The organism is Lysobacter sp. Root916 (genome assembly GCF_001429785.1).
GTDB lineage: Bacteria > Pseudomonadota > Gammaproteobacteria > Xanthomonadales > Xanthomonadaceae > Lysobacter.
The window spans coordinates 1,468,493-1,494,266 of the sequence record NZ_LMJF01000001.1 but is presented as its reverse complement, the minus strand read 5'-3'; the positions used below and the strand labels follow the sequence as shown (position 1 = coordinate 1,494,266).

General features: G+C 67.5%; 19 protein-coding genes and 1 tRNA gene. 19 read left to right on the top strand and 1 reads right to left on the bottom strand.

From position 1 onward, the window contains the following. Nucleotides 1-5: 5 nt before the first annotated feature. The 17 genes from nuoF to pnp all read left to right on the top strand — a co-directional run bounded on the left by nuoF (nucleotide 6) and on the right by pnp (nucleotide 21,405). Nucleotides 6-1,373 (top strand): NADH-quinone oxidoreductase subunit NuoF, encoded by a 1,368-nt coding sequence (gene nuoF, locus ASE35_RS06730; protein ID WP_056175419.1) that lies wholly within the window; start codon nucleotides 6-8, stop codon nucleotides 1,371-1,373. After that, nucleotides 1,370-3,601, top strand: a complete 2,232-nt coding sequence (gene nuoG / locus ASE35_RS06725) for an NADH-quinone oxidoreductase subunit NuoG (RefSeq protein ID WP_057163282.1) — start codon at nucleotides 1,370-1,372, stop codon at nucleotides 3,599-3,601. Before nuoF ends, nuoG begins: the two co-directional genes overlap by 4 nt. A gap of 3 nt (nucleotides 3,602-3,604) precedes the next feature. Next, a complete protein-coding gene (gene nuoH, locus ASE35_RS06720; RefSeq protein ID WP_056175415.1) occupies nucleotides 3,605-4,681 on the top strand; it encodes an NADH-quinone oxidoreductase subunit NuoH in 1,077 nt (358 codons plus the stop codon). 15 nt (nucleotides 4,682-4,696) lie between these two features. After that, nucleotides 4,697-5,185 carry an NADH-quinone oxidoreductase subunit NuoI gene (nuoI, locus tag ASE35_RS06715; protein WP_056175410.1) on the top strand — a complete coding sequence of 163 codons (489 nt, stop codon included), beginning with the start codon at nucleotides 4,697-4,699 and terminating at the stop codon, nucleotides 5,183-5,185. A 9-nt stretch (nucleotides 5,186-5,194) separates the two neighbouring features. Then, on the top strand, nucleotides 5,195-5,830 hold the full coding sequence (locus ASE35_RS06710) for an NADH-quinone oxidoreductase subunit J (RefSeq protein ID WP_056175407.1): 636 nt from the start codon (nucleotides 5,195-5,197) through the stop codon (nucleotides 5,828-5,830). A gap of 26 nt (nucleotides 5,831-5,856) precedes the next feature. Next, complete coding sequence (gene nuoK, locus ASE35_RS06705; protein ID WP_148649187.1) at nucleotides 5,857-6,153, top strand: NADH-quinone oxidoreductase subunit NuoK; 297 nt, start codon at nucleotides 5,857-5,859, stop codon at nucleotides 6,151-6,153. 5 nt (nucleotides 6,154-6,158) lie between these two features. Then, the gene (gene nuoL, locus ASE35_RS06700; RefSeq protein WP_057163281.1) at nucleotides 6,159-8,306 is read left to right on the top strand and encodes an NADH-quinone oxidoreductase subunit L; all 2,148 of its coding nucleotides are present in this window, start codon (nucleotides 6,159-6,161) and stop codon (nucleotides 8,304-8,306) included. Between the two features lie 66 nt (nucleotides 8,307-8,372). Further along, on the top strand, nucleotides 8,373-9,896 hold the full coding sequence (locus tag ASE35_RS06695) for an NADH-quinone oxidoreductase subunit M (protein ID WP_056175399.1): 1,524 nt from the start codon (nucleotides 8,373-8,375) through the stop codon (nucleotides 9,894-9,896). A gap of 3 nt (nucleotides 9,897-9,899) precedes the next feature. Then, nucleotides 9,900-11,345, top strand: a complete 1,446-nt coding sequence (gene nuoN, locus ASE35_RS06690; protein ID WP_056175397.1) for an NADH-quinone oxidoreductase subunit NuoN — start codon at nucleotides 9,900-9,902, stop codon at nucleotides 11,343-11,345. A 145-nt stretch (nucleotides 11,346-11,490) separates the two neighbouring features. Further along, nucleotides 11,491-11,567 (top strand) — tRNA-Met (locus tag ASE35_RS06685). A 247-nt stretch (nucleotides 11,568-11,814) separates the two neighbouring features. After that, entirely contained in the window at nucleotides 11,815-12,387 is a 573-nt protein-coding gene (locus tag ASE35_RS06680) for a ribosome maturation factor RimP (protein ID WP_057159862.1), read from the top strand. A 73-nt stretch (nucleotides 12,388-12,460) separates the two neighbouring features. Then, the gene (gene nusA, locus ASE35_RS06675) at nucleotides 12,461-13,948 is read left to right on the top strand and encodes a transcription termination factor NusA (RefSeq protein ID WP_056175393.1); all 1,488 of its coding nucleotides are present in this window, start codon (nucleotides 12,461-12,463) and stop codon (nucleotides 13,946-13,948) included. Between the two features lie 220 nt (nucleotides 13,949-14,168). Further along, on the top strand, nucleotides 14,169-16,787 hold the full coding sequence (gene infB / locus ASE35_RS06670) for a translation initiation factor IF-2 (RefSeq protein ID WP_056175389.1): 2,619 nt from the start codon (nucleotides 14,169-14,171) through the stop codon (nucleotides 16,785-16,787). A 5-nt stretch (nucleotides 16,788-16,792) separates the two neighbouring features. Beyond that, the gene (gene rbfA / locus ASE35_RS06665; protein ID WP_056175386.1) at nucleotides 16,793-17,164 is read left to right on the top strand and encodes a 30S ribosome-binding factor RbfA; all 372 of its coding nucleotides are present in this window, start codon (nucleotides 16,793-16,795) and stop codon (nucleotides 17,162-17,164) included. 222 nt (nucleotides 17,165-17,386) lie between these two features. Continuing rightward, nucleotides 17,387-18,364, top strand: a complete 978-nt coding sequence (gene truB / locus ASE35_RS06660; protein WP_082611143.1) for a tRNA pseudouridine(55) synthase TruB — start codon at nucleotides 17,387-17,389, stop codon at nucleotides 18,362-18,364. Nucleotides 18,365-18,757: 393 nt separating this feature from the next. Then, the gene (rpsO, locus tag ASE35_RS06655; protein WP_055899718.1) at nucleotides 18,758-19,018 is read left to right on the top strand and encodes a 30S ribosomal protein S15; all 261 of its coding nucleotides are present in this window, start codon (nucleotides 18,758-18,760) and stop codon (nucleotides 19,016-19,018) included. A 278-nt stretch (nucleotides 19,019-19,296) separates the two neighbouring features. Further along, nucleotides 19,297-21,405: a polyribonucleotide nucleotidyltransferase gene (pnp, locus tag ASE35_RS06650; protein WP_056175384.1), complete on the top strand. Its 2,109-nt coding sequence runs from the start codon at nucleotides 19,297-19,299 to the stop codon at nucleotides 21,403-21,405. Between the two features lie 79 nt (nucleotides 21,406-21,484). Here pnp and ASE35_RS06645 read toward each other — a convergent pair whose 3' ends face one another. Beyond that, a complete protein-coding gene (locus tag ASE35_RS06645; protein WP_057163280.1) occupies nucleotides 21,485-22,141 on the bottom strand; it encodes an SH3 domain-containing protein in 657 nt (218 codons plus the stop codon). A 308-nt stretch (nucleotides 22,142-22,449) separates the two neighbouring features. Between ASE35_RS06645 and ASE35_RS21605 the strand changes: the two genes are divergently transcribed. Then, the gene (locus ASE35_RS21605; RefSeq protein ID WP_200956993.1) at nucleotides 22,450-23,520 is read left to right on the top strand and encodes a DUF5671 domain-containing protein; all 1,071 of its coding nucleotides are present in this window, start codon (nucleotides 22,450-22,452) and stop codon (nucleotides 23,518-23,520) included. Nucleotides 23,521-23,700: 180 nt separating this feature from the next. Further along, complete coding sequence (locus ASE35_RS06635; protein ID WP_162259025.1) at nucleotides 23,701-25,770, top strand: TonB-dependent receptor; 2,070 nt, start codon at nucleotides 23,701-23,703, stop codon at nucleotides 25,768-25,770. Nucleotides 25,771-25,774: the final 4 nt, after the last annotated feature.

Genomic DNA, 25,774 nt, shown 5'->3' with positions numbered 1-25,774 from the left:
GCCAGATGGCGCATCACGATCACCACGACTATTCCCAGGGCTACGGTCCGGTCGGCCCGGCGCCGCAAGAGCATCAGGTCGTCTACACGACCCTGCACTTCGACACCCCCTGGTCGTACGAGAACTACCTCAAGACCGGCGGCTACGCGGCGCTGCGCAAGATCCTGAGCGAGAAGATGGATCCGGCCGCGGTGGTCGACATGGTCAAGGGTTCGGGCTTGCGCGGCCGCGGCGGCGCGGGCTTCCCGACCGGTCTGAAGTGGAGCTTCATGCCCAAGGGCAGCGGCACCCAGAAATACATCCTGTGCAACTCGGACGAATCCGAGCCGGGCACCGCCAAGGACCGCGACATCCTGCGCTACAACCCGCATGCGGTGGTGGAGGGCATGGCGATCGCCTGCTACGCCACCGGTTCGACCGTGGCCTACAACTACCTGCGCGGCGAGTTCCATCACGAGCCGTTCGAGCATTTCGAGCAGGCGCTGAAGGAAGCCTACGAGCACGGCTGGCTGGGCAAGAACGTGCTGGGCAGCGGCATCGACATCGACATCTACGGCGCGCTCGGCGCCGGCGCCTACATCTGCGGCGAAGAAACCGCGCTGATGGAGTCGCTGGAGGGCAAGAAGGGCCAGCCGCGCTACAAGCCGCCGTTCCCGGCCAATTTCGGCCTGTTCGGCAAGCCGACCACGATCAACAACACCGAGACCTACGCCTCGGTGCCGGCGATCATCCGCAACGGCGCCGAGTGGTTCCTCAACCTCGGCAAGCCCAACAACGGCGGTCCCAAGATCTTCTCGGTGTCCGGCCACGTCGCCAACCCGGGCAACTTCGAAATCCGTCTGGGCACGCCGTTCGCCGAGCTGCTGGAGATGGCCGGCGGCATGCGCGACGGCCGCAAGCTCAAGGCGGTGATTCCGGGCGGTTCCTCGATGCCGGTGTTGCCGGGCGAGACCATGATGGGTCTGACCATGGATTACGACGCGATCCAGAAGGCCGGTTCCGGCCTGGGTTCCGGCGCCGTGATCGTGATGGACGAGACCACCTGCATGGTCCGCGCCTGCCAGCGCATCGCGCGTTTCTATTTCAAGGAAAGCTGCGGCCAGTGCACGCCCTGCCGCGAAGGCACCGGCTGGATGTACCGCATGCTGACCCGCATCGTCGAGAAGCAGGCCACGCTGGAAGACCTGCAGATGCTGCGCGCCGCCGCCGGCCAGATCGAAGGCCACACCATCTGCGCGTTCGGCGAAGCCGCGGCGTGGCCGGTGCAGGGCTTCCTGCGCCACTACTGGAACGAGTTCGAGTACGCGATCGTGAACAAGCGGTTCCTCGTCGACGATCAGGCCGCCGGCACGGTCGAGAAGGTGGCCGCATGAGCGCCCAGTCGGTAAATCCGAACCTGCCGCCGGATCACGTCACCGTCTTCATCGACGGCGTCGAGATGGCCGCGCCCAAGGGTTCGATGATCATCCAGGCCGCCGACAAGGCCGGCATTCCGATTCCGCGTTTCTGCTACCACGACAAGCTCAGCATCGCGGCCAACTGCCGCATGTGCCTGGTCGAAGTCGAGAAGATGCCCAAGCCCGCGCCGGCCTGCGCCACGCCGGTGATGGACGGCATGAAGGTGGTCACGCGCAGCGAGAAGGCGCTGAAGTCGCAGCGCAACGTGATGGAGTTCCTGCTGGTCAATCACCCGCTGGACTGCCCGATCTGCGATCAGGGCGGCGAATGCGAGTTGCAGGACCTGTCGATGGGCTACGGCCGCTCGGTCAGCCGTTTCGCCGAGCGCAAGCGCGTGGTGCCCGACGAAGACATGGGCCCGCTGGTCGCCACCGAGATGACCCGCTGCATCCAGTGCACGCGCTGCGTGCGCTTCACCGCGGAAGTCGCCGGCACTTACGAGCTCGGCGGCATGTACCGCGGCGAGAATCTGCAGATCGGCACCTACGACGGCAAGCCGCTGACCACCGAGCTGTCCGGCAACGTGATCGACGTCTGCCCGGTCGGCGCGCTGACCAACAAGGTGTTCCAGTTCCAGGCCCGTCCCTGGGAGCTGACCGCGCGCGAGTCGCTGGGCTACCACGACGCCCTGGGCAGCAACCTGTTCCTGCACGTGCGCCGCGGCGACGTGCTGCGCAGCGTCCCGCGCGACAACGAAGCCGTCAACGAGTGCTGGCTGTCGGACCGCGACCGTTACTCGCACCAGGGGCTGTACGCCGAAGACCGCGCCACCGCGCCGATGGTCAAGGACGGCGGCGAATGGCGTGAGACGACGTGGGAAGACGCGATCTCGCGCGCCGCCAGGATCCTGCGCGACAACGGCGCCGACGCGCTGGGCGTGCTCGCCCATCCGGCGACCTCGAACGAAGAGGGCGCGCTGCTGGCGCGCCTGGCCGGGGCCTTGGGCACCGGCAACCTCGATCACCGCATCGCTCAACACGACTTGTCCGACGCCGCCGTCGCCGAAGCCTTCGCGATGCCGGTCGCCGACCTCTCGCAGGCCGACGTGATCGTGATCGTGGGCAGCAACCTGCGCCACGAACTGCCGCTCGCGCACCAGCGCGTGCGCAAGGCCTGGACCCGCGGCGCCAAGGTGCACGCGGTCAATCCGGTCGACTTCGACTTCACCTTCGACCTGGCCGGCAAGCACATCGTCGCGCCGTCGCAGCTGGCCGCGACGCTCGCCGATGCCGGCCTGCGCGAGGCCGCCAAGGCCGGCACCCGTTGCGCGATCGTGCTCGGCGCGCTGGCCGAGAACGGCCCGCATGCGGCCGCGATCCGCGCCGCGGCGGCCGATTTCGCCGCCGCCACCGGCGCCGCGCTGTGCCGCATCCCGCAGGGCGCCAATGCGCTGGGCCTGAGCCGCCACGGCGTGCTGCCCAGCGCGCGCGACGCCCAGGGCATGCTCGCCGACGCGCGCGGCGCCTACCTGATCTACGGCATCGAGCCGGGTCTGGATTTCGCCGACACCGCCACCGCGTTGAAAGCCTTGGGCCAGGCCCAGGTCGTGGCCTTCAGCCATTACGCCTGCCGCTCGACCCGCGCCGTCGCCGACGTGATCCTGCCGATCGGCTTGCTGCCCGAGATCGACGCCACCCTGACCAACCTCGACGGTCGCGACCAGAGCGCGAGCGCCGGCGGCAAGCTGCCGGGCGAGGCGCGCGCGGGTTGGCGAGTGCTGCGCGCACTGGGCGGCGAGCTCGGCGCGGCCGGTTTCGACTTCACCGACCTGGCCGGTCTGCGCGCCGGAATCCAACCTGTCTCGGTCAAGCCGGCTGCCGGCAAGGCCGCGAACACGGCGGGCGAGGGCTTCGAGGTAGCGGCCAGCATCGCGATCTACCGCAGCGACGCCACCGTGCGCCGCGCGGCCGCGCTGCAGTCGCACCCGCTCAACCTCGAACCGCGCGCCGTGTTGCATCCGCTCGACGCGCAGGCCGCTGGTCTGGCCGACGGCACGGTCGGCAAGTTCACCGCCGCCGCCGGCACCGCGACCCTGCCGGTCGCGACCAGCGACAAGGTTGCGCGCGGCACGGTCTGGATCGAAAGCGGCCACGGCGCCACCGCGCCGCTCGGCGCCGGTCGCGTCCAGGCGGGGAGGGCATAAGCCATGACGGACGGTATGTTCACTAGCCAACTGGTCGACCCGACCCGCGAATGGTTCCTGTCGTTCGGCAACGCCGGCGCGGTGGCCTGGATCGTGCTGAAGATCCTGCTGATCGCGATGCCGGTGATCATCACGGTCGCGTTCTACGTGGTCTGGGAACGCAAGCTGATCGGCTGGATGCACGTGCGCCGCGGTCCGATGTACGTCGGCATGGGCATCCTTCAGGCCTTCGCCGACGTGTTCAAGCTGCTGTTCAAGGAAGTGATCCAGCCGGCCCGCGCCGAGCCCTTCCTGTACAAGCTCGCGCCGCTGCTGACCCTGGCGCCCGCATTCGCGGCTTGGGCGGTGGTGCCGTTCGACACCCAGCTGGTGTTGTCCAACGCCAACGCCGGCCTGCTGTACCTGCTGGCGATGACCTCGCTGGGCGTGTACGGCATCATCCTGGCCGGCTGGGCCTCGAACTCGAAGTACGCCTTCCTCGGCGCGATGCGCGCCGCGGCCCAGGTGGTGTCCTACGAGATCGCGATGGGCTTCGCCATGGTCGGCGTGATGGTCGGCGCCGGCAGCCTCAACCTCACCGAAATCGTGATGGCGCAGTCCGGCAACGCCGGCGCGCTGGAATGGTTCGTGGTGCCGATGCTGCCGCTGTTCGTGGTGTATTTCATCTCCGGCGTGGCCGAGACCAACCGCGCGCCGTTCGACGTGGTCGAAGGCGAGTCGGAAATCGTCGCCGGCCACATGGTCGAGTATTCGGGTTCGGCGTTCGCGCTGTTCTTCCTGGCCGAATACGCGAACATGATCCTGATCAGCTTCCTGACCTCGATCTTCTTCCTCGGCGGCTGGCTGAGCCCGTTCCAGGGCCTGGGCATTCCGTTCCTCTCGGTCGATGGCTGGTGGTGGCTGTTCGCGAAGGTGTTCTTCTTCGCCAGCTGCTTCATCTGGTTCCGCGCTTCGTTCCCGCGCTACCGCTACGACCAAATCATGCGTCTGGGCTGGAAGGTGTTCATTCCGCTCACGATCGCCTGGATCTGCGTGGTCGCCGTCATGGCGTACTACAAAGTGTTCCTGCCGGGCGTGTAAGGACAGGCTCAAGACATGAATCGCATCGTTTCCTACTTCAAGAGCCTGCTCCTGATCGAGCTCGCGCAGGGCCTTGGGCTGACGCTCAAGTACCTGTTCAAGCCCAAGTACACGCTGATGTACCCGATGGAGAAGACGCCGCAATCGCCGCGCTTCCGCGGCGTGCACGCGCTGCGCCGCTACCCCAACGGGGAAGAGCGCTGCATCGCCTGCAAGCTGTGCGAGGCCGTGTGCCCGGCGCTGGCGATCACCATCGACTCGACCAAGCGCGAGGACGGCACCCGCCGCACCACGCGTTACGACATCGACCTGTTCAAGTGCATCTTCTGCGGATTCTGCGAGGAGTCCTGCCCGGTCGACTCCATCGTCGAGACCCACATCCACGAATACCACTTCGACCAGCGCGGACAGAACATCGTCACCAAACAGCAGCTGCTGGCGATCGGCGACCGTCTCGAGCCCGAGATCGCCGAGCGCCGCGCCGCCGACGCCGCCTTCCGCTGAGTGCCTGATATGGATCTCGCCCAGATCGCTTTCTATGTCTTCGCCTTCGCGGCCACCGCAGCCGCGGTGGCGGTGATCAGCGTCAAGAACCCGGTGCACGCCGCGCTCAGCCTGGTGCTGACCTTCTTCTCGGTCGCCTGCGTGTGGATCATCGCCGGCGCCGAGTTCCTCGGCGTGGCCCTGATCCTGGTCTACGTCGGCGCGGTGATGGTGCTGTTCCTGTTCGTGGTGATGATGCTCGACATCGACGTCGCGCCCCTGCGCGAAGGTTATGTGCGCTATCTGCCGGTCGGCCTGCTGGTGGCGGTGGTGATGCTGGTCGAGATGCTGACCCTGATCGGGGTCAAGGCCAATGTCGCCACGCCGCTAACCGCCGACCCGTCCGGCGGCGAGAACACCAAGTGGCTGGCGCGCGCGCTGTTCACCGATTTCCTGCTGCCGTTCGAGGTCGCCGCGGTGATCCTGACCGTGGCGGTGATCGCCGCGGTGATGCTGACCCTGCGCCGCCGTCCGGGCGCCAAGCACCAGAACCCGTCGGAGCAGGCGCGCGTGCGCGCCAGCGACCGTCTGCGCATGGTCAAGATGGACGCGGTCAAGCCGCTGCCGCCCGAACCCGAAGCGCCCGTCGAGGAGGCCAAGCCGTGAGCGAATTCTTCGGAGCCGGTCTGGCCCTGGGCCACTATCTCGCGCTGGGCGCGGTGCTGTTCTGCATCAGCGTCGCCGGCATCTTCCTCAACCGCAAGAACGTGATCGTGCTGCTGATGTCGATCGAGCTGATGCTGCTCGCCGTCAACATCAACTTCGTCGCGTTCTCGCGCCAGCTGGCCGACCCGGCCGGTCAGGTGTTCGTGTTCTTCATCCTGACCGTCGCCGCCGCCGAGGCCGCCATCGGCCTGGCGATCCTGGTCACGCTGTTCCGCAACCGGCGCACGATCAACGTCGCTGAAATCGACACGATGAAGGGCTGACCGGCATGCAACCCGTCGTACTCTCCAAGTCCGTCCTGCTCGCCATCGTGCTCGCGCCGCTGCTGGGCGCGATCGTCGCCGGCCTGTTCCGGCGCCAGGTCGGCCGCGCCGGTGCGCACACCGTCACCATCCTCGGCGTCGCGGTCAGCTGCGCGCTGTCGTGCTACGTGCTGTGGCAGCTGGTCGCGCAGGCCGCGCTGCCGTTCAACGAAAACCTCTACACCTGGTTCCAGGTCGGCGGGATCGAGGCCAACGTCGGCTTCATGATCGACAAGCTGACCGCGATGATGATGGTGGTGGTCACCTTCGTCTCGCTGCTGGTGCACATCTACACCATCGGCTACATGGCCGAGGACCCGGGTTACCAGCGCTTCTTCAGCTACATCTCGCTGTTCACCTTCTCGATGCTCATGCTGGTCATGAGCAACAACTTCCTGCAGCTGTTCTTCGGCTGGGAAGCGGTGGGCCTGGTGTCGTACCTGCTGATCGGCTTCTGGTTCAAGCGCCCGACCGCTGTGTTCGCCAACCTCAAGGCCTTCCTGGTCAACCGCGTCGGCGACTTCGGCTTCCTGCTGGGCATCGCCGGCGTGCTGTGGGCGACCGGTTCGCTGGACTACGGCGTGGTGTTCGCCAAGGCCGGCGAGATCGCCAACCGCACCATCGGCATCTGGGGCGGCAGCCTTGGCCTGTTCGGCCACAGCTGGCAGGTCACCGCCGCGCCGGTGGTCTGGTCGGCCGCGACCGCGATCTGCATCTGCCTGTTCATCGGCGCCATGGGCAAGTCGGCGCAGGTGCCGCTGCACGTGTGGCTGCCGGACTCGATGGAAGGCCCGACCCCGATCTCGGCCCTGATCCACGCCGCGACGATGGTGACCGCGGGCATCTTCATGGTCGCGCGCATGTCGCCGCTGTTCGAGCTGTCGCACACCGCGCTCAACTTCGTGCTGTTCATCGGCGCCACCACCGCGTTCTGGACCGGCCTGATGGGCATCGTCCAGAACGACATCAAGCGCGTGGTCGCGTACTCGACCCTGTCGCAGCTGGGCTACATGACCGTGGCCCTGGGCGTGTCGGCCTACTCGTCGGCGGTGTACCACCTGATGACCCACGCCTTCTTCAAGGCGCTGCTGTTCCTGGCCGCGGGCTCGGTGATCATCGGCATGCACCACGAGCAGGACATGCGCAAGATGGGCGGCCTGCGCAAGTACATGCCGATCACCTACTGGACCAGCCTGCTGGGCACGCTGGCCCTGGTCGGCACGCCGTTCTTCTCGGGCTTCTACTCGAAGGACACCATCATCGAGGCCGCGCACCACGCCGCCAACGGCGCGCATGCGACCTGGGTGTCTCAGTACGCTTACTACGCGGTGCTGGCGGGCGCCTTCGTGACCGCGTTCTACAGCTTCCGTCTGCTCTACATGACCTTCCACGGCAAGGAGCGTTTCCGCGACGCCCACGCCGACCACGGTCACGACGCGCACCACGATGCGCACGCCCATGACGAGCATGCGCACGACGACCACGGTCACCACGGCGCGCACGAGCCGCACGAGTCGCCGTGGGTGGTGACCCTGCCGCTGATCCTGCTGGCGATTCCGTCGGTGCTGATCGGCTACTTCACCGCCGGTCCGATGCTGTTCGGTACCGACTGGACGGGGCATGTGCCGCAGTTGCCGTACTTCCTGGGCGCGATCGACCTGGAGCCCATGCGCGACACCGTGGCGCTGGTGGGTAAGGAGGCCTGGGAGCATGGCCCTGCGGGATTCGCATGGCATGGCTTCTTCGCCCCTGCGTTCTGGTTCGCGTTTACCGGTTTCGCGCTCGCGACTGCGATGTACCTGATCTGGACCGATCTGCCCGCCAAGGCCCGCAAGCTGTTCGCCTGGCCGGTGCGCGTGCTCGAAGACAAGTTCTACTTCGACAAGCTCTGGATCGAAGGCTTCGCCGGCGGCGGTGTGCGCCTGGGCAAGGCCTCGCGCGAGGTCGACAGCCGCGTCATCGACGGCGGCATCGTCGAGGGCAGCGCGCGCGTGGTCGACTTCGTCGCCGGGATCGTGCGCCGCGCGCAATCCGGTTATCTCTATCACTATGCCTTCGCGATGATCCTCGGCCTGATTGCACTGCTGGCCGTGCTGATTCGTTACTGGCGCTAACAGGACAAGGACCGAGACGTGAGCCCCGAGCCCTTGCTGAGCGTGATTTCACTGAGCACGCCCCCCTTGCTGAGCACCTCTTTGCTCTCCGCGATCATCTGGCTGCCCATCCTCGGCGGCCTGGCCACCTTGGCCTTCGGCAACCAGCGCGCCGGTTCCGCGCGCTGGTTCGCGCTGGCCATCGGCCTGGTGACTCTGGTTCTGAGCGTGCTGTTGTTCACCGGCTTCGATCCGACCAACGCCGGCATGCAGTTCATCGAGGACCGGGCCTGGATCCCGGCCTACGACATCCGCTACCACCTCGGCGCGGACGGCATCTCGGTGGCCCTGATCGGCCTGACCACCCTGGTCACCGTGCTGGTGCTGATCAGCGCCTGGGGCTCGGTCGACAAGCGCGTGAGCCAGTACTACGCGGCCTTCCTGGTCCTGGAAGGCCTGATGGTGGGCGTGTTCTCGGCCATGGACGCGATGCTGTTCTACGTGTTCTTCGAGGGCATGCTGATCCCGATGTTCATCATCATCGGCGTCTGGGGCGGCCCGCGCCGCGTCTACGCCGCGGTGAAGTTCTTCCTGTACACGTTCCTCGGCTCGGTGTTCATGCTGATCGGGCTGATCTACCTGTACCTCAAGAGCGGTAGCTGGCAGCTGGCCGACTGGTACCCGCTGTCGCTGACCGCGACCGAGCAGATGTGGTTGTTCTTCGGGTTCCTGATCGCGTTCGCGGTGAAGGTGCCGATGTTCCCGGTCCACACCTGGTTGCCGGACGCGCACGTCGAGGCGCCGACCGCCGGTTCGGTGATCCTGGCCGCGATCATGCTGAAGATCGGCGGCTACGGCTTCCTGCGCTTCACCCTGCCGGTGGTGCCGGACGCGGGGCAGGAGTGGGCCTGGCTGGTGATCGCGCTGAGTCTGATCGCGGTGATCTACGTCGGCCTGGTCGCTCTGGTCCAGGAGGACATGAAGAAGCTGATCGCGTACTCGTCGGTTTCGCACATGGGCTTCGTCACCCTGGGCACCTTCATCTCCTTCGCCCTGGTGCGCGACTACGGCAACGTCGACGCCGCCCGCCTGGGTCTGCAGGGCGCGATGGTGCAGATGATCAGCCACGGCTTCGTGTCGGGCGCGATGTTCACCTGCGTCGGCGTGCTTTACGACCGCATGCACAGCCGCATGATCAAGGACTACGGTGGCGTCGCCAACGTGATGCCCTGGTTCGCGGCGTTCGTGGTGCTGTTCGCGATGGCCAATTCCGGCCTGCCGGGCACCTCCGGTTTCGTCGGCGAGTTCATGGTGATCCTGGCCGCGTTCCAGAAGCACCCGCTGATCGGCTTCGCCGCCGCCACCACCCTCATCATCGGCGCCGCCTACACCCTGTGGCTGGTCAAGCGCACGATCTGGGGCGAGGTCGGCAACGCCCACGTCGCCGAGCTCGAAGACATCAACCCGCGCGAGGCCCTGGTGCTGGGCGTGTTCGCCGCTGGCGTGCTGCTGCTGGGCATCTGGCCCAAGCCGCTCACCGACCTGATGGAACCGGCGATCGCCAACCTGGCGACGCAGATCGCCACCTCCAAGCTGCAGATGGGGCCGTAACACATGAACATGCCTGTACGAGGACTCGCCGACCTGATGCCCTTGCTGCCCGAGCTGGTGGTGATCGTCGGCGCGTTCGCGCTGCTGATGATCGACCTGTTCGTGTCCGAGCGGCATCGCATCGTCAGCCACGCCTTCGCGATCGCGGTGTTGATCGTCGCGACCGCGCTGGTGGCCTTCGGCGTGGGCGGGCAGGGCACGGTGCTCAGTGGCATGTTCGTGCGCGACACCACCGCCGACGTGCTCAAGCTCGCGATCGGCGTGGTCAGCGTGCTGTCGATGCTCTACACCTGGTCCTACCTGCGCGAGCGCGAGCTCTACAAGGGCGAGGTCGCGGTGCTGATGCTGTTCGCCACCGCCGGCATGATGCTGCTGGTCTCGGCCGGCAGCCTGGTGATGGTCTACCTGGGCCTGGAAATGCTGGCGCTGTGCTCGTACGCGCTGGTCGCGATCGACCGCGACAGCCCGTTGGCCTCGGAAGCGGCGATCAAGTACTTCGTGCTGGGCGCGCTGGCCTCGGGCCTGCTGCTGTACGGCCTGTCGCTGATCTACGGCGCCACTGGCTCGCTGGACCTGGGCCAGATCGGCGCCAGCGCCTACGGCAACCCGTCGTCGCTGATGCTGATCACCGGCGTGGTGTTCGTGGTCGCCGGCATCGCCTTCAAGTTCGGCGCCGCGCCGTTCCATATGTGGCTGCCGGACGTCTACCAGGGCGCCCCGACCCCGATCACGCTGTTCATCGGCTCCGCGCCCAAGCTGGCCGCGTTCGGCATGACCTACCGTCTGCTCGAGGTGGGCGCCGGCCCGCTCGACGACCACTGGCGCCTGGCCCTGGCCTGGCTGGCGGTGATGTCGCTGGCGATCGGCAACCTAAGCGCGCTGGTCCAGACCAACCTCAAGCGCCTGCTGGCTTATTCGACGGTGTCGCACGTGGGCTTCCTGTTCCTGGGCATCGCCGGTGGCGGCGAGCAGGGCATGGCGGCGGCGATGTTCTACGCGATCAGCTACTCGCTGATGTCGGCCGCGGCCTTCGGCGCGATCGTGGTGCTGTCCAGCCGCGGCTTCGAAGCCGACCGGATCGACGACTACAAGGGTCTCAACGCGCGCAGCCCGTGGATGGCCGGTCTGGTCCTGTGCGTGATGGCCTCGCTGGCCGGCCTGCCGCCGTTCCTGGGCTTCTGGGCCAAGCTGGCGGTGCTGCGCGCCGCGCTGCAGGGCGGGATGATGTGGCTGGCGATCGTCGGCATCGTGTTCGCGGTGGTCGGCGCTTTCTACTACCTGCGCGTGATCAAGGCGATGTACTTCGACGAGCCCGACGGCGAGCTGCCGCCGCTGCGCGAGGACCGTCCCTTGAACGTGGTCTTCGGCGTCAATGCGCTGGCGCTGTTGGCGTTGGGCCTGGCCTGGAACCCGATCATGGCCTGGTGTCAGAAGGCTTTCGCGGGCTGAAAAATTAATTCGTGTTCGGCGCTTGAAACCCGGCCGAATGCCTATATGTTGTGTGTCGCGGCAAACCCCAATCACTGGATGTTGAAAATAAAAGTGAATGCGGGCTTGCAGGAAGGTTAGCCGGCCGTTATGATGGTCGGCCTGATGCGGGGTGGAGCAGTCTGGCAGCTCGTCGGGCTCATAACCCGAAGGTCGCAGGTTCAAATCCTGCCCCCGCTACCAGCTTCGGTTCGAAGCCGCCGGTTCAACGGCGGTCGCAAGAAGCCTCTTCACCGGGGCTTTCTTTTCGAACCAGGTCGGGCTTTGTGATGGCGCTCTGCTCGCGCCAACACACCGAAATCCAGTTGTACGGACAAGGGGCCCACCGGGCCCCTTGTTGTTTTTCGCGTTCGGATTTCGCAAACAACGTTCAACCAGCGGTCGATCCCGCAAGCGCCGTCGATCGACCGAAGCCGCAGGAGTCATGCGCGTGTCGGATAAAGCAGTCCAAATCGCCGCGATGCTCGCCCCGACGATTCGTTCGCTGGGCGTGGAGCTGCTCGGCGCCGAATACCTGCCGTCGCCCGGCAGCGCGGTGCTGCGCCTGTACATCGACGTGCCCGCCGACGACGCCAGCGGCGCCGACGGCGAGCCGCGTCTGGTCACCATCGAAGACTGCGAAGCGGTCAGCCGCGAAGTGTCGGCGCAGCTCGATGTCGAAGACCCGATCAGCGGCAACTACACCCTCGAAGTGTCGTCGCCGGGCATCGACCGCCCGCTGTTCGCGCTGGACCATTACGCGCGCTTCGCCGGTCAGACCGCCAAGGTCGGCCTGAAGCTGCCGCACGAAGGCCGGCGCAGGCTGCAGGGCGAGATCGTCGGCGTGGAGGGCGCGCAGGTGGTGTTCGCGATCGATGGCGTGCGTTTCAGCGTGCCGTTCTCGAATATCGACAAGGCGCGGCTGGTGCCGGACTGGGCCGCGCTGGGCCTGGCGCCGACCAAGCCGGGCAAGCCCAAGCCGAAAGACGGCAAGAACAAACCGACGAAGCCCAAAGCTTCGTAACGACCGCTATCCAACGAGCATTAACCAACCCTAGAGCCGGCGGCCCGCGAGCCGACCCGTGCGGAGTGACGAGATGAGCAAGGAACTGTTGCTGGTAGTTGACGCAGTCGCCAACGAAAAGGGCGTGCCGCGCGAGGTCATCTTCGAAGCCATCGAGGCTGCGCTGGCGTCCGCCGCCAAGAAGCGCTATCACGACGAGGACGTGCTGGTGCGCGTCTCCATCGATCAGAAGGACGGCAGCTACGAAACGTTCCGCCGCATGGAGGTCGTGGCCGACGACGTGGTGATGGAGTCGCCCGACCGCCAGGTGCGCCTGATGGATGCGGTCGACGAGGTCGAGGGCGTCGAGGTCGGCGACTACATCGAAGAGCAGATCGAGAACCCGGACTTCGGCCGCATCGCCGCCCAGGCCGCCAAGCAGGTCATCGTGCAGCGCGTGCGCGAGGCCGAGCGCGCCCAGGTCGTGGACGCGTGGAAGGATCGCGTTGGCGAGCTGGTCACCGGCATCGTCAAGCGCGTTGAGCGCGGCAACATCTATGTCGACCTAGGCGGCAACGCCGAGGCGATCATTCCGAAGGACAAGGGCATCCCGCGCGACGTGCTGCGCGCCGGCGACCGCGTGCGCGGCTACCTGTTCGACGTGCGCACCGAGCCGCGCGGCCCGCAGCTGTTCATCAGCCGCGCCGCTCCGGAATTCATGATGGAGCTGTTCAAGCTGGAAGTGCCGGAAGTCGGCCAGGGCCTGGTCTCGATCAAGGCCTGCGCGCGCGATCCGGGCGACCGCGCCAAGATCGCCGTGCTCGCGCACGATAACCGCACCGATCCGATCGGCGCCTGCATCGGCATGCGCGGTTCGCGCGTGCAGGCGGTGTCCAACGAGCTCAACGGCGAGCGCGTCGACATCGTGCTGTGGTCGGACAACCCGGCCCAGTTCGTCATCAACGCGATGGCGCCGGCGGAAGTGCAGTCGATCATCGTCGACGAGGAAAAGCATTCGATGGACCTGGCCGTGGCCGAGGACCGTCTCGCCCAGGCGATCGGCAAGGGCGGCCAGAACGTGCGTCTGGCCAGCCGCCTGTCGGGCTGGCAGCTCAACGTCATGACCCAGGACCAGGTCACCGCCAAGTCGGAGGCCGAGCAGAATTCGGCCCGCCAGCTGTTCCAGGACAAGCTGGAGGTCGACGAGGAAATCGCCGGCATCCTGGTCTCGGAAGGCTTCAGCACGGTCGAGGAAATCGCCTACGTGCCGGTCGGCGAGCTGCTGGCGGTCGAAGGCTTCGACGAGGACATCGTCGAGGAACTGCGCGCCCGCGCCCGCGACGCCCTGCTGAACGAGGCCCTGGCCGCCGAGGAAGAGCTCGACGAGCACCAGCCGGCCGAGGATCTGCTGTCGCTGGAAGGCATGGACGACGAGCTCGCCTATGTCCTGGCCGGCCGCGGCGTGGTCACGCGCGACGATCTGGCGGACCTGGCGACCGACGAACTGACCGATATCGAAGGTATGGACGAAGCCCGCGCTGCGGCCCTGATCATGGAAGCGCGCAAGCACTGGTTCGAGTGAGGATTTAGCTTCAGGTCGGAAGAGGTCCCTGGCGGGCGTCTTCCGGCACCCCGGATCGCGGCTAGCGCCCTGATCCGGCTTCGCTGGACCGGGCATGGGCCCGGTCCGCGGGCAGGCCATCCGGGTCTGCGCGGCGCCGAGGTGTTGGGCGCTGGGCGGGGCTAGAATGGCGCCATCACGCGCGGGATGCGTCCCGCGCCACGAAGGAAACGGACACCGAATGTCGCAGCAAACCACCATCCGCAAGCTGGCCGAACTGGTGAACACGCCGGTCGAGAAGTTGCTGGAGCAGCTGGCCGAGGCCGGCATGAGCTTCAGCGGCCCCGACCAGGTCGTGACCAGCATCGAGAAAGTAAAGCTGCTCGGCTTCCTGAAGCGCTCGCACGGCAAGGTCGACAAGCCCGCCGAAGAGAGCGAAGCGGCGAAGAAGATCACGCTCAACCGCAGCCGCAAGCAGGAACTCACCGTCGGTGGCGGCAAGAACCGCACCACCGTCGACGTGGTCGTGCGCAAGAAGGTCACCCTGGTCAAGCCGAACGAGGCCCAGGGCGACCCGACCGACGAGCGCGCCGAGATCCTGCGCAAGCTCGAAGAGTCCAAGCAGCGCAACCTCGCCGAGCAGCAGAAGCTGGCCGAGGTCGACAAGCGTCGCGCCGAAGCCGCCGATGCCGCCCGCCGCGAAGCCGAAGAGGCTGCGCGCGCCAAGGCCGAGGAAGAGCAGAAGGCCAAGCTGGCCGACGTCAGCGCGGTCGTGCCGGCCGAGGACGACGAAGCGCCGGTGCGCAAGCCGCCGACCACCCACGGCCACGGTCATCCGAAGCCGGCGCCCGCGCGTCCGGAACCGGCCCGCGTGGACGACCGCAACAACCCGCGCCACAAGACCCGCGGCTCGCACGCGATGGTCGCCGGCGTCGAGGACGACGATGCCGCCAACCGCTTCGCCGGTCAGCTGCACCTGAGCGCCTCCGACCGCGCCCGCCGCACCAGCAGCACGCGTGGCAAGTCCAAGCCGCGTCGTCAGGCCGAGCAGAGCCGCTCCGGCGGCGGCGCCCACGGCTTCTCCCGTCCGACCGCGCCGATCGTGCGCGAAGTCGCGATCGGCGAGACCATCACGGTCGCCGACCTGGCCCAGAAGCTCGCCCTCAAGGGCGGCGACGTGGTCAAGGCGCTGTTCAAGATGGGCGTCATGGCGACCATCAATCAGGGCATCGATTACGACACCGCCGCACTGGTGACCGAAGAACTCGGCCACACCGTCGTCCGCACCAACGTCAATGCCGCCGAGGACGCGCTGATCGCGCACGCCGAGGAAGTGCAGGGCGACCGCGTCGCGCGTCCGCCGGTGGTCACGATCATGGGTCACGTCGACCATGGCAAGACCTCGCTGCTGGACTACATCCGCCGCACCAAGGTCGCCTCGGGCGAAGCCGGCGGCATCACCCAGCACATCGGCGCGTACCACGTCGAAACCGCTCGCGGCGTGATCAGCTTCCTCGACACGCCCGGCCACTCGGCCTTCACCTCGATGCGCGCGCGCGGCGCCAAGCTGACCGACATCGTGGTGTTGGTGGTGGCCGCCGACGACGGCGTCATGCCGCAGACCAAGGAAGCCGTGCAGCATGCGCGGGCGGCCGGCGTGCCGCTGATTGTGGCGATCAACAAGATCGACAAGTCCGGCGCGGATCCGCTGCGGGTCAAGAACGAACTGCTGACCGAGCAGGTGGTCGCCGAAGAGTTCGGCGGCGACACCCAGATGGTCGAGCTGTCGGCCAAGACCGGCGACGGCGTCGACGATCTGCTCGACGCGATCTCGCTGCAGGCCGAAGTGCTGGAACTGCTCGCGGTGCCGGTCGGTCGCGCCACCGGTACGGTCATCGAATCCTCGCTCGACAAGGGCCGTGGCCCGGTCGCCACCGTGCTGGTCCAACAGGGTCAGCTCAAGAAGGGCGACTACCTGGTCTGCGGCGTGCAGTACGGCCGCGTGCGCGCGCTGTTCGACGAGAACGGCAAGCAGGTCGAGTTCGCCGGTCCGTCGATTCCGGTGCAGGTGCTGGGCTTGTCGGGCGTGCCCGACGCCGGCGACGATTTCGTGGTGGTCGAGGACGAGCGCCTGGCCAAGGACGTCGCCCAGCAGCGCGACACCAAGCGCCGCGAATCGCGCCTGGTCGCCGCCGCCGGCAACCGCATGGAAGACATCATGGCCCAGATGGGCAAGGGCGAGGGCCAGCTGAGCCTCAACCTGGTCATCAAGGCCGACGTGCAGGGTTCGGTCGAGGCGCTGCGCCAGTCGCTGATGGCGCTGTCCAACGATCAGATCCGCATCAACGTGATCAGCTCCGGCGTGGGCGGCATCACCGAGTCCGACGCCAACGCCGCGGCCACCGCCAAGGCCACCGTGATCGGCTTCAACGTCCGTGCCGACGCCTCCGCGCGCCGCATCATCGAGGGCAACGGCGTCGACCTGCGTTACTTCTCGATCATCTACGACGTGATCGACCAGGTGAAGCAGGTGGCTTCGGGCATCCTCGGCGTCGAGATCCGCGAAGAGATCATCGGCATCGCCGAAGTGCGCGACGTGTTTCGCAGCTCCAAGTTCGGCGCGGTCGCCGGCTGCATGGTGGTCGAGGGCGTGGTCAAGCGCTCCAAGCCGATCCGTGTGCTGCGCGATAACGCCGTGGTCTTCGAGGGCGAGCTGGAATCTCTGCGCCGCTTCAAGGAGAACGTCGACGAAGTGCGTAACGGCACCGAGTGCGGCATCGGCGTGAAGGCGTACAACGACGTCAAGCCTGGCGACCAGATCGAGTGCTTCGAGCGTATCGAAGTGCAGCGCACGCTGTAATCGAAATGGCGCAGAAGACGTTCTATCGCAGCGATCGCGTTTCCGCCCAGCTCCGTCGCGAGCTGGGCCGGATCGTCCACGAGGCCGTGCGCGAGCACGCCCTGCCGTCGGTCAGCGTGTCCGATGTCGAGGTCACGCGCGACCTGGCTCACGCCAAGGTGTTCGTGACCGCTCTGCAGGCCGAGCGCTCCAAGGAAGCGGTCAAGGCGCTGAAGCTGCTTTCGCCGCAGCTGCGTTTCCAGCTCGGCAAGGCGATGAAGCTGCGGCATGTGCCGGAGCTGCATTTCCACTACGACGACTCGGTCGATCGCGGCGAACGCATCGACAACCTGCTGCGCGATCTGCCGCCGCAGGAGCCGGAGTCCGGACAGGACTGAGTTCCTCTCGAACGACCTCGCGCCGCGCCCGCTTCCCGTGGGAGCGGCGTGAGCCGCGATCGGTGCTCAATCGGTTACCCACTGGCTATGCGGTCGCGGATTCGCGATCGCGGCTCACGCCGCTCCCACAGCGGGGCGGTAGGCGATCCCTCCCCATTCCGTCGCGCCCCGGTACCCGCCAGCCGGGCTGGTGCCGGCCGCCATCGCTCCTACAATGCCCGCATGAGCAAGAAGCCTCGCACCGTGTTCCGGGCCCTAGACGGGCTGCTGCTGCTCGACAAGCCGCCGGGCCTGAGCTCGAACCAGGCCCTGCAGCAGGTGCGCCATCTGTTCCGCGCCGACAAGGGCGGCCACACCGGCAGCCTGGATCCGCTCGCGACCGGCTTGCTGCCGCTGTGCTTCGGCGAAGCCACCAAGATCGCCGGCCTGCTGCTGGGCGCGCGCAAGGCCTACGAAACCGAAGCCGTGTTGGGCGCGGTCACCGACACCGACGACGCCGACGGCGCGATTCTGCTCGAGCGGCCGGTGCCGGAACTGGACGAGGCCACGATCGAAGCGGCGCTGGCGCCCCTGCGCGGCGAGATCCGCCAGCGCGCGCCGATTTATTCCGCGCTCAAGCAGGGCGGCGAACCGCTGTACGCCAAGGCCCGCCGTGGCGAAGCCATCGAGGCCCCCGAACGCGACGTCAGCGTGCATGCGCTGCGCGTGATCGAGCGCGACGGCGCGCGCCTGCGCCTGCACGTCGAATGCGGTTCCGGCACCTACGTGCGCAGCCTGGTCCGCGACCTCGGCGAAACCCTGGGCTGCGGCGCGCACGTGGCCACGCTGCGCCGGCTCTGGGTCGAACCCTTCGCCCAGCCGCGCATGATCACCCTGGACGAGTTGCGCGCCCTGGCCGAACAGGGCGAGGCCGCGCTGGACGCCTGCCTGCTGCCGATCGAGGCCGGCCTGGCCGGGTTCGAGCGCGTGCAGCTGGACGCACAGGCCCAGCGCCGGATCGGCTATGGCCAGTCGGTGGACTGCGCCGAAGGCGAGCCGGGCTTGGTCGCGGTGTTCGGCGAGGACGGCCGCTGCCTGGGCCTGGGCCAGCGTGACGATCGGCAGCGTCTGCAGCCGCAGCGTTTGTTCCGCTGGGCGGTCTTGAGCGGCAGCCCGGGCGCGGCCGCCGCCACGGAGCCGCCGGCCGATACCGGCGGCTGAACCGGCGATTCGTTTCGTTGGACCGGGCAGGGCGACGCGTGACGGGCCCGCAATGCCTGGACGGAGCAGGTCGCTGGGCCCGGCACTCAGGCGCCAGAGCGCCTCGCTGAAGCTGAATGCGGCAGCGCGGCGCGAGCTGGATTGCCGCCAGGCGGCCGCTGCTGGCCCCGATCGGCGCGCACATGGGGCCCGCGCTCATCGCGGACTCGGTCCCAACTCATTCGCATTCGCCGCCGCGGGCTGGTACAATTCCGCCGCTTTTCAAGCACTTCGCTAGTACTCGCGCTTGAACGGCATCCCTATCCAATAGCAAACGGCGAGCCAGGCGGTGCGTCGGAGCGGCAAGTCCGCGACCGATTCGCTTCTGCAGGCCACGCATCGAAGAGAACATCAATGTCCATCGACACCAGCAAAGTCATCGAAGATAACAAGCGCGGCGCCAACGACACCGGCTCGCCGGAAGTCCAGGTCGCCCTGCTCACCGCTCGCATCGAGCAGCTCACCGGTCACTTCAAGCTGCACAAGCAAGACCACCACAGCCGGCGCGGCCTGCTGCAGATGGTCAACCGCCGCCGCAGCTTGCTCGACTACCTGAAGCGCAAAGACAACGAGCGTTACAAGGCCCTGATCGAAAAGCTCGGTCTGCGCCGCTAACCGATACCGACCGCGGCGCAGCGATGCGCCGCGGTTTCTTTTGCGGGACCGGAATCTTCGGAACCGCGCCCCGCGGCGATGCAGGATGCAGCGCCAGTCGATCGGCCCAGGACCGCTCCGGTCCAGTCCGCTTCGGCCCAGGTCCGGCAGTCCGGACCGCGTGACCGGCCAGGGCGGACGCTCCGGCCAGGGTGCACACCAAACCGCAGGCCGTTACGGCGGCCGACCGGGTGAGGCAAGGGCCTCGACCGGAACGTATCGAACCGAAGGAACCCAACGTGGCAAAAATTACCAAGACCTTCCAGTACGGCAACCATCAGGTGACCCTGGAGACCGGCGAAATCGCCCGTCAGGCCGGCGGCGCCGTCATCGTCAAGATGGAGGACACCGTGCTGCTGGTGACCGCCGTCGCCGCCAAGAGCGCGCGCGAGGGCCAGGACTTCTTCCCGCTCACCGTGGATTACCAGGAGAAGTTCTACGCCGGCGGTCGCATCCCGGGCGGCTTCTTCAAGCGCGAAGGCCGTGCGACCGAGAAGGAGACGCTGATCTCGCGTCTGATCGACCGTCCGATCCGTCCGCTGTTCCCGGAGGACTACCGTAACGAAGTCCAGATCATCGCCACGGTCATGTCGATGAATCCGGAAATCGACGGCGACATCCCGGCCCTGATCGGTGCCTCGGCCGCGCTCGCGCTGGCCGGTACCCCGTTCCAGGGCCCGATCGGCGCCGCCAAGGTCGGTTACAAGAACGGTCAGTACCTGCTCAACCCGACCGCTTCCGAGCTGGCCGAGTCCGAGCTCGAGCTCGTCGTCGCCGGCACCTCCAACGCGGTGCTGATGGTCGAATCCGAAGCCAAGATGCTGTCCGAGGACGTCATGCTGGGCGCGGTGATGTTCGGTCATCGCGAGATGCAGAAGGTCATCAACGTCATCAACGAGCTCGTCGTCGAAGCCGGCACCAAGCCGTCCTCGTGGGAAGCTCCGGTGAAGAACGACGCCCTGATCGGCGCGCTCAAGGAAGCCGTGGGCGACCAGCTCGCTTCCGCGTTCCAGGTCCGCGACAAGCTGCAGCGCCGCGACGCCATCGGCGCGATCAAGAAGGACGTGATGCAGCGTCTGGCCGGCCGCGCCGAAGCCGACGGCTGGAGCAGCTCGGAACTGTCGAAGGAATTCGGCGAGCTCGAGTACCAGACCATGCGCAACTCGGTGCTCAGCACCAAGGTCCGCATCGACGGCCGCGCCCTCGACACCGTGCGTCCGATCGCCTCGCGCGTCGGCGTGCTGCCGCGTACCCACGGCTCCTCGCTGTTCACCCGCGGCGAAACCCAGGCCATCGTGGTCGCCACCCTGGGCACCGCGCGCGACGGTCAGATCATCGACGCCGTCTCCGGTGAGTACAAGGAACACTTCCTGTTCCATTACAACTTCCCGCCTTACTCGGTCGGTGAAGCCGGCCGCATGATGGGCCCGAAGCGCCGCGAAATCGGCCACGGCCGCCTGGCCAAGCGCGGCGTGCTCGCCGTGATGCCGACCATGGAAGAGTTCCCGTACACGATTCGCATCGTGTCGGAAATCACCGAGTCGAACGGCTCGTCCTCGATGGCCTCGGTCTGCGGCAGCTCGCTGGCGCTGATGGATGCCGGCGTGCCGATCAAGGCGCCGGTCGCGGGCATCGCGATGGGCCTGGTCAAGGAAGGCGACAACTTCGTCGTCCTGTCCGACATCCTGGGCGACGAGGATCACCTCGGCGACATGGACTTCAAGGTGGCCGGTACCAGCGAAGGCATCTCGGCCCTGCAGATGGACATCAAGATCCAGGGCATCACCGAAGAGATCATGCAGGTCGCGCTGGGCCAGGCCAAGGCCGGTCGTCTGCACATCCTGGGCGAGATGGCCAACGCCATCACGACCTCGCGTTCGGAGCTGTCCGAGTACGCGCCGCGTCTGCTGACCATGAAGATCCACCCGGACAAGATCCGCGAAGTGATCGGCAAGGGCGGCTCGACCATCCAGGCGATCACCAAGGAAACCGGCACCCAGATCGACATCCAGGACGACGGCACCATCGTCATCGCTTCGGTCAACGCCGCCGCCGCGCAGGCCGCCAAGGCGCGCATCGACCAGATCGTGTCCGACGTCGAGCCGGGCCGCATCTACGAAGGCAAGGTCGCCAAGATCATGGACTTCGGCGCCTTCGTGACGATCCTGCCGGGCAAGGACGGTCTGGTCCACGTGTCGCAGATCTCCAACGAGCGCGTCGAGAAGGTCAGCGACAAGCTCAAGGAAGGCGACGTGGTCAAGGTCAAGGTGCTGGAAGTCGACAAGCAGGGCCGCATCCGCCTGTCGATGAAGGCCGTCGAGGAAGGCGAGGGCGTCGTGGCCGAGTAATCGCCGCGCACCATGCTGGACTAGAGAAAAGCGGGCTACGGCCCGCTTTTCTTTTGCGCGTTCGCTGTGTCGTGTTCGCTCAAGGCCTGGGAGCGTCGCCCGCTGCGTTCGCATCGGCCGCCGCATGATCCTCGCTGTCGTCGCCGAGGCGGCCATCGCAGGTGGTCTCGATCAGGCCGCACAGGCCGCGGAACCAGGCGCGCTGCGGCGACTTGCGGTCGCCGTAAGCGATCTGCGCCCACTCTCCCGAGCAGTCGCTGATGCCGATCGCGTCGTCGAGGCGGATCCAGTCGTCGCTGCGGATCGCCACCGGGCTGGTCGGATCGGGCCGTTCGAAGCCGACCTCGGTCTGTAGGGCGTAACCGACCTTCTTGCCGCTGACCCAGCCGCTGATCGGGGAGGCCCGATGGGCGCCGCTGCCGGGGTCCGGTATCGACACGTCCGCGATGCGCACCCAACCGTCGCGCGCCTCGACGATGGTGAATCCTACCGGGAGATGTCCTTCCAACTCGTCATCGGGCCCGGGTGGCTTCCAGCCCGGCAAGGTCGCGAGAATGGGGGCGTCGATCGAGGGGCCGGAGCGGACATTGAGACCCTTGGGATCGGTGTCCTTGGCATACGCATCGAGCTCGCAAGCCGGCTTGCGAGCCTCGCGCGCGCCGGCATCGGGCGCCGCCGTGGCGCCGCTCGCCAGCGCCAGCAAGACGGCCAGGGGGGCGATATGCGAGAGACTCATGCCGGTCTTCCTCCTCTACCAGGGAATTGCGCGCTAGCGAAACCTTAAACCGTCGAGTCGCTCCCGATTATGGGCCTGCGATTCGTACGGACTCAACGCGGACCGAGTTGGCGCGATTTCGCGCTGTCTTCGTCTCTGGGCAAGGGCGGTGGATGGCCTGCGCCCAGAATCGGGTGGAGGCCGGGGCCAGCGACGCAGCGTAGCGCCGTCCGTGCCCGCCGGTAGCGTAATGCTCGACCCCGACGATGGTCGCCGGGTGCCGCGGCGAAGCTGCTAGATTCGCCTCGTCCATATCGGGAGAGCGGGGCATGGCGGCGGGAACCCAGGAACTGGAGCTGTTCGTACGCGAAGCGCTGATGCGCGGCCAATCCAAGGAAGCGATCGCGCAAGCCCTGGGCCAGGCCGGTTGGACCGCCGAGCAGACGCGCGGCGTGCTCGACGCCTATGCCGACGTGGGCTTCGTGGTGCCGGTGCCGAAGCCGCGCGCCTCGCTGTCCGCGCGCGAGGCCTTCCTCTATCTGGTGCTGTTCGCGACCTTGTATTTCGTCGCCTTCAATCTGGGCAGCCTGCTGTTCGATCTGATCGATCATTGGCTGGCGGACCCCGTGGATCCGGCCCGCCAACTGATGCAGATGCGGGTGGGGCCGGAGCTTCACTGGTCGGTGGCGGCGGTCATCATCGCCTTCCCGGTGTTCGCCTTCGTGAGCGCTTATCTGGCGCGTGAAGTCGTGCGCTATCCGATCAAGCGGCTGTCGCCGGTGCGACGTTGGCTGACGTACCTGACCCTGTTCGTCGCCGCCTCCGTGCTGATCGGCGATATGACCGCGCTGGTCTACAACCTACTCGACGGCGAACTCAGCCTGCGCTTCGTGCTCAAGGTGCTGGTGGTCGCGGCGATCGCGGGCACGGTGTTCGGCTATTACCTGCGCGATCTGCGGCGTGAGGAGACCGAGGGCCCTGGCGGGCGCGCGGTGGGACGCGGGCTGCTGTTCCTGACCGCTACGGTGATGGTCGCGGCGGTGACGACGGCGCTGTGGATCACCGGCGGGCCGGGCACGCAGCGCCTGATCCGTCTGGATCAGCGTCGCGTGCAGGATTTGGACCGGATCAGCACCGCGGTCGCCGGCTACGTCGCCAAACACGAACGTTTGCCGGCGGATATCAAGACCCTGGCCGATCAGCCAGGCGTACGCCTGGATTACGCCGATCCTGTCAGTGGCGCGCCCTATCTCTATGAACCGGGCGCGGGCCATGCCTATCGCTTGTGCGCCAGCTTCGACACGGACACCGCGGTCGACGGCAACGGCAATTGGTACGGACGCGAGTGGCCGCATCCAGAGGGCAAGCACTGCTTCGATCTGAAAGGCGATAAGGAGTAAGGCCGTAGGGGCGCTGACGCGGCCGTGACTTTGTCGACAGGCGCGATCCGGGCGGGATGGCATCATGCCCGCACCCGTTCGGATCGCAATCGCATGCCGCTCCCTGTATCGGCCTTGGCCTCGTCCTTTCCAAATGCGCGACCGCAGCGGAGGCGCCTGGCCATCGCATGCGCCTTGGCCTTGAGCGCGACCTCCGCGGCGGCTCCCGCGCAGCAGGCCGACACCGACGCGCATACGCTGGACACGGTCGAGGTGGTCGCGCCACGGCGTCCTTTAGCGAGCTTCCCAGGTGCGATCACCGCCATCGACGGCGATACCCTGCGTGCGGGCCAGCGTCAGGTGAACCTGTCCGAGGCCTTGGCGCGCGTGCCCGGCATCAGCGTGCTGGATCGCCAGAACTACGCCCAGGACCTGCAGATACAAAGCCGCGGCTTCGGCGCGCGTTCGACCTTCGGCATCCGCGGCATCCGCCTGGTCGTCGACGGCATTCCGGCCTCGGCCGCGGACGGGCAGGGGCAGGCGGCGAACTTTCCGTTGGACGCTTTGGACCGGATCGAAGTGCTGCGCGGCCCCCTGGCCCTGCAGTACGGCAACGCTGCCGGCGGCGCGATCGTGGCCGCGACCGATTTGGAGCGCCTGCGCGGCGCCAGCCTGCAGGCCTGGGGCGGCGATCACGGCAGCGCGCGTGCGAGCGCCGTCGCCGACGCGGTCAGCGACGACAGGCGCTGGCGCGGCCGGGTCGGCGCCAGTTATTTCCAGACCGACGGCGAGCGCGCCCACGCGGCCGCGCAGCGCTCGCAGTTCGATGCCGTGGCCGAGTGGGCGCCGCGCGAGGGCGAACGCGTCCGTCTGGTGCTGAACTCGCTGTCGCAGCCCGACACCCAGGACCCGCTGGGCCTGGACCGCGCCGGCCTACGTGCCGACGCGCATGGCACCGATGCGGTCGCGTCGTTGTTCGATACCCGCAAGCGCATCGAGAACCGTCAGGTCGGGCTGCGTTGGCAGCGCGACTACGCGCCGGGGCGCGAGGTCTGGATCGGCGGCTACCGCATCGAGCGCGACGTGCTGCAGTACCTCGCCCTGCCGGTGGCGGCGCAGGCCGCGCCGGGCAGCGCCGGTGGCGTGATCGATCTAGGCCGCGGGTCGCTGGGCGTGGATGCCGGGCACCGCTGGCGCGGCGCACGCGGCGCGTTCGCGCTTGGGGTCGAGTGGGCGCGCCTGGACGAAGACCGGCGCGGCTACGAGAACTTCGTCGGCGACCGCCTGGGCGTGCGCGGCCGCCTGCGCCGCGACGAGCGCAACCGCATCTCCGACCGCGAGCTGTACGCGATCGGCGACTACGCACCGGCCCAGGACTGGACCGTGTTGGCGGCGCTGCGTCATGCGCGTCTGGCGTTCCGTTCCCGAGACCGCTACTTCGCGCCGGGCAACGGCGACGACAGCGGTGGCGCCGACTATCGGGAAACCTCGGCCGCGCTGGGCGTGGCGCGCGCGTTCGGCCGCGGCGAGGCCTTCGCCAGCGTCGGTCGCGGCTTCGAGACGCCGACCGCGACCGAACTGGCCTATCGCGCCGACGGCAGCGCGGGCTTCAATCGCGAATTGCGCCCGGCGCGCTACGCCAGCGCCGAACTCGGTCTGCGCTGGCGCTACGCCGGCGGCCGCGTCAGCGTGGCCGCGTATCGGGTCGAGGGCGAGCACGAGATCGTGCCCGCCGACAGCCGCGGCGGCCGCGCCAGTTTCGCCAACGCCGGGCGCACCCGTCGCGACGGCCTCGAGCTGGGGCTGGAAGGCGCGTGGGGCGCGCAGTGGCGTTACGCGCTGGCCGCGAACTGGATCGATGCGCGCTTCGAGCAGAGTTACAGCTATCGCGTGCAGGGCGCCACGCGCACGGTCGCCGCCGGCAATCGCGTGCCGGGCGTGCCGCGCGCGGATGGGTACGCAGAGATCGCCTGGCGTTCGCGCGACGGCGTCTTCGATGCCGCCGTGGAAGGCCGTTTCAGCGACTGCATCGCGGTCGACGACCGCAATACCGACAGGGTCGCCGGCAACGCGCGCTACGGACTGCGCCTGGACTGGCGTCCGCGCAACGCGCGCGGTTGGCGCGGCTTCGCGCGCGTGGACAATTTGTTCGATCGCGACTACGTGGGCTCGGTGATCGTCAACGAGGGCAACGCGCGCTACTTCGAGCCCGGTGCGGGCCGCGGATTCACCCTGGGCCTGGCCTGGGACGCGGTGCCGCGCGCCGACTGAGCGC